This is a genomic window from Halomonas sp. BC04 (assembly GCF_000568385.1).
In genome coordinates this window covers 1-6038 of record NZ_AZQX01000262.1, presented here as the reverse complement: position 1 = coordinate 6038, position 6038 = coordinate 1, and the positions used below count along the sequence as shown (strand labels likewise).

Sequence of the window (6038 nt, the reverse complement as noted above, 5' to 3'; positions counted from 1 at the left end):
CATGGGTGCGCTGGCGGCCTGATGGTGCCACTGGGCGGCATGCTGCGCGACCGCCCCTCTGCACGCTTGAGCAGCGACCTCTCGCTGCGCGCCGCGCTGGACGAGGCCGCCGGAGAGCGGGGATTCTGGCTGCTCTGCCTGGGCTTCTTCGTCTGTGGCTTCCAGGTGGTGTTCATCGGCGTGCACCTGCCGGGCTACCTGTTCGACAACGGCCTTGCCGTGCAGGTGGGCAGCACCGTGCTCGCGCTGGTGGGACTGTTCAATATCTTCGGTACCTATGCCGCCGGCTGGCTTGGGGGCATCTACTCCAAGCCGAGGCTGCTCAGCTGGCTCTATCTCACCCGGGGGGCGGTGATCACCGCCTTCGTCTTCCTGCCGCTGAGCCCCGCCAGCGCCTACCTGTTCGGCGTCGCCATGGGCCTGCTGTGGCTCTCCACCGTGCCGCTGACCAACGGCATCGTCGCCTCGGTATTCGGCGTGCGCCACCTGTCGATGCTGGGTGGCATCGTCTTCCTGTTCCACCAGCTCGGCTCGTTCATGGGGGTATGGATGGGGGGCTACCTCTACGACCTCACCGGCCACTATGATGTGGTATGGAAGATCGCCATCCTGCTCTCGGTGGTCGCTGCCCTGTTGCACTGGTTCATCAGCGAAGCACCCGTCAAGCGCCCGACGCCCACGGAGGTCCAGGCATGACCCAGATGCTTTTGCTCAAGCTGGTGGCCGCAACAACCATCGCAGGCGCCCTGGCCCTGGTCTGGTGGGGCTGGCAGGCCGCCGATGCCTCGCTGCTGCTGCTCGGTACGCGGCTTTGTTGAGCGTGGTTCGACAATCAGCTTCCTGAGTGACGCCCGGCACCTTCGGCCGCCATTCGCTTCAGGCTCTCCATGGCCTCCAGCGACACCTGGCGCCCTTCGAGCGAGATCAGTTCTTGCAACTGAAAACGACCGAGCACACGGCTGACAGTCTCGATGGCCAGCCCCAGATAGCTACCGATGTCACCCCGCGACATCGAAAGGTAGAAACAGCTGGGTGAGTAACCGCGCAGCCTGAAACGCTCCGAGAGCCCCAACAGAAAGCTTGCCATGCGCTGGTCGGCGGTGCGCCCGGAGAGCAGACACATCATGCGCTGATGATCGCGCAGCTCCTCTCCCATGCTGCGAAAGAGGCGGTGTTGCAGCGTGTGTGAGTCCTGCATCAGCGCTTCGAGCTGCAAGAACGGCAGCTCGCAGACGTATGTCGACTCCAGTGCCACCACATTGCCGGCACACTCCCCGCTACCGATGCCGTCCAGGCCCACCAACTCACCGGGAAGATAGAAGTGCGTCACCTGATCACGCGCATCCCCATGGACCTGCACCTGCTTCAGACTGCCTGTGCGCACCGCATAGAGATTGCTGAATCGATCTCCCTGATGCACCAGGACCTCACCCCGCTTGAGCGGGCGCGGCCTCTTGAGTAGCGCATCGAAACCGGCGAGCTGCTCCCCCTCCAGCCCCATGGCCAGGCAGCGTGAATGCAGGCTGCAGTGCTCACAGCGGGCACCGTCAACCGCCAGGGTTTGACCTGATACGAACGTCATGACCTCTCCTTGTTATTCACTTCAGTCACGCGTAGCAAAGTGGCCTGGCCACTCTGAAAAGCCACTTATCATCGACTTCTTCCAACGTGGATCAGCGATCGACATGTATCAAGGTAAATAAAAAAATTAAACAACGAACCCGCATAACCCACTGTCCAGAAAAGAAAAAAGCGCCCATGCCAACACGGCATGGGCGCTTCACTATTTTACGCTGGTACGTCTGGCGACGGTCGCGAAATAGTCCTTTTCTAGAATTTACACTAACTACCTGCCCCTGTCGCTTACATGTACAACTTAGCTATAGCAACTATAGGTCAACTTATATGTAGAACCTGGGCATCCTGCGCCGGGCTCGCTTGCTCGCGGCCGCCTTGGCCCGGGGCAGAGGCGCACTATCCCAGATGGTCAGAAAGCGCTCGCTGACGGGTGCAGTTCTGGTTCGGGATTCACCTTCACTCCGCTCGCCACGGCTGACAAGGGACAGATCCCAGATGGTGTTGAAACGCAATGTCGTCATGGTGTCCTTACGGTCCTTGCCGACCGCCTCCGGGAAAATCGTGGAAGAATTTTTCACATTATCCACCCCATTAGACTTTAGTTCAACCCGCTCCTTGTTCGCACCGACCGGAGAGTAGGAAAAACAGACCACACCGCATATACTGCAGTGCAGCATGGCTTGCATTGCATGAATGCCGGTTCCAGCAAGGACAAAGGGGGTGGTATGCACAAGGATGAACGCAGGCGCATCGTGTCAGCCCGGAAAGAGGGCGGTTCACATGGAAAGCCCGACAGGATGCTGGGCAGGGAGGACAGGCCATGACCGGAATTCTGGCTATCGTGGTTGCGCTGGCCCTGTTGATGTTCCTGGCCTACCGCGGCCTTAGCCTGCTGATCCTGGCACCGGCGCTAGCCGCCCTGGTGGCACTGGTATCCGTGGATACCCCGCTGCTGGCCAGCTACACCCAGGTGTTCATGGGTTCGGCGGGTAATTTCATCGTCATGTACTTTCCGCTGTTCCTGCTTGGGGCGATCTTCGGCAAACTGATGGAGGATTCCGGCAGCGCCGAGGTACTGGCCGGCGCCATCGTCTAGCGCCTGGGGGACAGCCGGGCCATCCTGGCCGTGGTACTCTCCTGCGCCGTGATGACCTACGGCGGCGTATCGCTGTTCGTGGTCGCCTTCGCCGTATTCCCCATCGCCGCGGCGCTGTTTCGCAAGGCCGACCTTCCCAAGCGGCTGATACCCGGTACCATTGCCCTGGGCGCCTTCACCTTTACCATGACCGCCCTGCCGGGCACCCCGGCGATCCAGAACGCCATACCGATGCCCTTCTTCGGCACCTCGCCCTTTGCCGCACCGGGGCTCGGCATCCTGACCGGCCTGGTAATGCTGGGCCTGGGCCAGGCCTGGCTGACCTACCGCGCCAGGCAGGCCCGCACCGCCGGCGAAGGCTACGGCGATCAGGAGAGCGAACCCACCCCGCACGACCACCTGCGTGAACGAGCGGCCGGCGAAGGCTTCGACCTGGCCGAGGTGGAGCCGCAACCTCGCACCGGCTTGCCCTCACTGCCATTGGCACTGCTGCCGATCGTGATGGTAATTGCCCTGAACCTGGCATTCACGGCGGTGATCATTCCGGCCATGGACACCGGCTATCTCTCCGACCCAACCTATGGCGCCACCAGCATCGAGTCGGTGCGTGGCGTCTGGTCGGTCATCGCCGCGCTGGTCCTCTCCATCCTGCTGTTGATCGCACTGAACCGGCAGCGATTGCAGGACCTGACCACATCGCTTGACAGTGGCGCCAATGCCTCGCTGCTGCCGATCTTCAATACGGCGAGCCTTGTCGGCTTCGGCTCGGTCATTGCCTCGCTGGCGGCCTTCGACGCCATCAGCGCCTGGGTGACCACCGCCGGAGGGGATAACCCGCTGATCTCGCTGGCCATCGCGGTGAACCTGCTGGCCGGCATGACCGGCTCCGCCTCGGGCGGCATGAGCATCGCCCTCTCCACCCTGGGCGACACCTACCTGGCCATGGGCCAGGCGGCGGGAATCTCGCCCGACCTGCTGCACCGGGTCACGGCGGTGGCCACCGGCGGGCTGGATGCCCTGCCCCACAACGGCGCGGTGATCACGCTGCTCTCTATCTGCGGGCTGACCCATCGCCAGGCGTACCTGGACATCGCCGCGGTCGCCGTGATCGGGCCGATCATATCCCTGATCCTGCTGATCGTCGTGGGCTCGCTGGTGGGGTCGTTCTAGGTGGCTAGATCCCGTAGCCGCCGAACATCCGGCGTACCGTGATCGGCCCGAAGCGCTCGAAGACGTCACTTGGATAGCCCGTGAATCCGCTCATGGCGATCTCTCACTCAAACTCTGCCAGTCGCCTCAGCAGCCTGGGCAACGCTGCCTCAAGATCAAGGCAGGGCAGCGCCTGGCACAGCGCCACATGGCTGGCCGGCGAGAAACGCTGGGGGTCGCCGATGGCGGCCTGGAACCCATTCACCACCTCCACCAGCGCCTCCGGCGTCTCCCCCACCTGCATGGCGCCATGGGCCAGCATCGCCATATCGCGACTGCCCCGCACCCGCCGCCAGCGCTGGGCGGTACCCACCAGCTTGCACTCGCCGATGCGCACATTGAAGCGGCCATCGCAATAGGCTCCCGGGGCCGCGCCCAGGTTCGCATCGGCCACCCCAAGGTCGCTTAGCCAGGCGCACCAGGGTCGCCGAGCCGACGATAGCCCCACTCCAGGTGTGCGGCGGAGCTGCCGACCCGGCAGCGCTGCGCCAGAGCCACATTGATCACGGCCGGGGATTGTGGCACCGGGGTGCCACCGGTGGAACGGAATTGAATCGGCCACCCCTTCTCGCGCAGCGCCCGACGTGCCTCGGGAAAGCCCGCAAGGCGCTCGTGACGACGCGGCATCACCAGGCACGGTCGTGGGGCGACCAAGCCAGCAGGGCGAACTCGGTCTCACCCTGGCAGATCGCCTCCAACAACGCCTCCTCCTGGATCAGCCCTTCCGCCACGCTGGGACGCTGCAACCGGGGCTGGATGTCATCTATCGGCGGGGCTGCCGACATGGCGTCACTCCTGGAAGGGCAATTCATGGTCGAAGGCATCGCTGGCCAGCCCCTCGATGCGCTCGCAGAGGGCATCAAGGAAGGCCGCCGCCGGCGCCCCATTGACGGCGCGATGATCGAAGGTCAGCGACAGGCCGATCACCTCCACGGCACGCCAGCCGTCCGAGTCTGCCACGACCCGGGGCTCCACACCACCGATGCCGAGGATCGCCACCTGGGGCAGGTTGAGCAGCGGCGTGAAGTGGTGCACCCGGGAGCGCCCCAGGTTCGACACCGTAAAGGTCGCCCCGGTCAGCGCCTTGACCCCAAGCTTGCCGTCGCGTGCCTGCTCGGTGAGCGCCCGGCGCGCCCCGGGCAGCTCACCGAGGCTCAGGGACTGGGCATCGAACAGCGCCGGGGCCACCAGCAGGTCATCGGGCAGCGGAATCGCCAGTCCCAGATGCACCGCGGCATGCCGGGTAATGCAGTTCTCCTCCAGGGTGGCATTGAGTGCCGGAAAATCGGCCAGGGTCTGCACCACCAGGCGCAGCAGCAGGTCCTGCACCGAAGGGGCGGCCCGGCCGTGCGCCTTGCAGCGCTCCCGCAGTGCCTGCAGGGCATCGAGGCGAGCACTGGCATGATGGGTCAACTGGGCCGACTGCTGCAGGCTCTGCAGCATCTTCGAGGCGATCATGCCACGCATGCCGCGCAGCTTGATCGAGGCCGTGGCACCATCCGCCCCCGAGGGGGCGGCGGTCTCCCGGGTGTCGAGTCTCATGGCGGGTCTCCTCAGGGTTCCAGGGTGGCGATCACGCTGCCCTTGCTGACCACCTCGTCTTCTTCCTTGGCGATGCCGAGCCGGCCCGTGGCCGGCGCCTCGATCTCGTACTGGGCCTTCTCCACCATCACTTCGGCCACCAGGTCGCCCTCGGCGACCTCGGCGCCGTCATTGACCAGCCAGGCGGTGATCACGCCTTCGGTGTCGCCCTCCCAGAGGTCCGTGGGTACGGTGATTTCGGTCGTCATAGGGTCTCTCCTCAACTCTCACTCAGCATTTGATGGAAGGCGGCGACGATCTTGTCGGCATTGGGCAGTGCCCACTGCTCCATGGTCGGCGCGAAGGGAATGGGGATATCCGGGTAGGCCACCCGCTTCGGCGCGGCCCGCAGGCGGCAGCCGGGTGCTCGGCCACGCTGGCGATGATCTCGCCGCTGACCCCATAGCTGTGGTAGTCCTCGTCGATCACGATCAGCCGCCCGGTCTTGGCCACCGATGCCCGCAGCGTCTCGCGGTCCAGCGGCACCAGGCTGCGCAGATCGATGACCTCGGCGGAAAAGCCTCGGCCTCCAGGGCCTGGGCGGCACGCAGGCTGTGGTGCACGCCGACGCCAG

At 64.6% G+C, this 6038-nt stretch carries 12 protein-coding genes; 4 read left to right on the top strand and 8 right to left on the bottom strand.

The genetic code is table 11. The annotated features are described in order from the left end of the window. Both Q427_RS18095 and Q427_RS35550 read left to right on the top strand, forming a co-directional pair. On the top strand, positions 1-696 hold a 696-nt coding region (locus Q427_RS18095), incomplete at its 5' end, for an MFS transporter (protein ID WP_043516517.1). After that, the gene (locus tag Q427_RS35550; RefSeq protein WP_269321280.1) at positions 693-818 is read left to right on the top strand and encodes a hypothetical protein; all 126 of its coding nucleotides are present in this window, start codon (positions 693-695) and stop codon (positions 816-818) included. The genes Q427_RS18095 and Q427_RS35550, both read left to right, overlap by 4 nt. A gap of 14 nt (positions 819-832) precedes the next feature. On the opposite strand, the gene Q427_RS18090 is transcribed toward Q427_RS35550, so the two are convergent. Continuing rightward, complete coding sequence (locus tag Q427_RS18090; RefSeq protein WP_043516515.1) at positions 833-1582, bottom strand: cyclic nucleotide-binding domain-containing protein; 750 nt, start codon at positions 1580-1582, stop codon at positions 833-835. Between the two features lie 816 nt (positions 1583-2398). Here Q427_RS18090 and Q427_RS36405 point away from each other — a divergent pair. Next, a complete protein-coding gene (locus Q427_RS36405) occupies positions 2399-2674 on the top strand; it encodes a hypothetical protein (protein ID WP_331280660.1) in 276 nt (91 codons plus the stop codon). Positions 2675-2704: 30 nt separating this feature from the next. Next, positions 2705-3844 carry a GntP family permease gene (locus tag Q427_RS18080; protein WP_331280659.1) on the top strand — a complete coding sequence of 380 codons (1140 nt, stop codon included), beginning with the start codon at positions 2705-2707 and terminating at the stop codon, positions 3842-3844. Positions 3845-3848: 4 nt separating this feature from the next. Here Q427_RS18080 and Q427_RS34355 read toward each other — a convergent pair whose 3' ends face one another. The 7 genes from Q427_RS34355 to Q427_RS18060 all read right to left on the bottom strand — a co-directional run. Continuing rightward, complete coding sequence (locus Q427_RS34355; RefSeq protein ID WP_231613775.1) at positions 3849-3938, bottom strand: TfoX/Sxy family protein; 90 nt, start codon at positions 3936-3938, stop codon at positions 3849-3851. Between the two features lie 9 nt (positions 3939-3947). Beyond that, positions 3948-4277 (bottom strand): hypothetical protein, encoded by a 330-nt coding sequence (locus Q427_RS32550; protein WP_197030728.1) that lies wholly within the window; start codon positions 4275-4277, stop codon positions 3948-3950. An 11-nt stretch (positions 4278-4288) separates the two neighbouring features. Then, positions 4289-4513 carry a hypothetical protein gene (locus tag Q427_RS32545; protein WP_197030727.1) on the bottom strand — a complete coding sequence of 75 codons (225 nt, stop codon included), beginning with the start codon at positions 4511-4513 and terminating at the stop codon, positions 4289-4291. After that, the gene (locus Q427_RS32540; protein WP_197030726.1) at positions 4510-4668 is read right to left on the bottom strand and encodes a hypothetical protein; all 159 of its coding nucleotides are present in this window, start codon (positions 4666-4668) and stop codon (positions 4510-4512) included. Before Q427_RS32540 ends, Q427_RS32545 begins: the two co-directional genes overlap by 4 nt. A 4-nt stretch (positions 4669-4672) precedes the next feature. Then, positions 4673-5425, bottom strand: coding sequence for a 2-oxo acid dehydrogenase subunit E2 (locus Q427_RS18070; RefSeq protein WP_051496504.1), 753 nt, complete (start codon positions 5423-5425; stop codon positions 4673-4675). 11 nt (positions 5426-5436) lie between these two features. Continuing rightward, positions 5437-5673: a biotin/lipoyl-containing protein gene (locus tag Q427_RS18065; protein WP_043516513.1), complete on the bottom strand. Its 237-nt coding sequence runs from the start codon at positions 5671-5673 to the stop codon at positions 5437-5439. A gap of 22 nt (positions 5674-5695) precedes the next feature. Beyond that, positions 5696-6038: transketolase C-terminal domain-containing protein (locus Q427_RS18060; protein ID WP_442905526.1), on the bottom strand; the 343-nt coding region annotated here is incomplete at its 5' end.

Coding starts and splice junctions, on each gene's coding strand:
- Q427_RS32540 (WP_197030726.1), bottom strand. CDS start 4,668: ATGTCGGCAGCCCCGCCGATAGATGACATCCAGCCCCGGTTGCAGCGT.
- Q427_RS34355 (WP_231613775.1), bottom strand. CDS start 3,938: ATGAGCGGATTCACGGGCTATCCAAGTGACGTCTTCGAGCGCTTCGGG.
- Q427_RS18065 (WP_043516513.1), bottom strand. CDS start 5,673: ATGACGACCGAAATCACCGTACCCACGGACCTCTGGGAGGGCGACACC.
- Q427_RS36405 (WP_331280660.1), top strand. CDS start 2,399: ATGACCGGAATTCTGGCTATCGTGGTTGCGCTGGCCCTGTTGATGTTC.
- Q427_RS18070 (WP_051496504.1), bottom strand. CDS start 5,425: ATGAGACTCGACACCCGGGAGACCGCCGCCCCCTCGGGGGCGGATGGT.
- Q427_RS35550 (WP_269321280.1), top strand. CDS start 693: ATGACCCAGATGCTTTTGCTCAAGCTGGTGGCCGCAACAACCATCGCA.
- Q427_RS18090 (WP_043516515.1), bottom strand. CDS start 1,582: ATGACGTTCGTATCAGGTCAAACCCTGGCGGTTGACGGTGCCCGCTGT.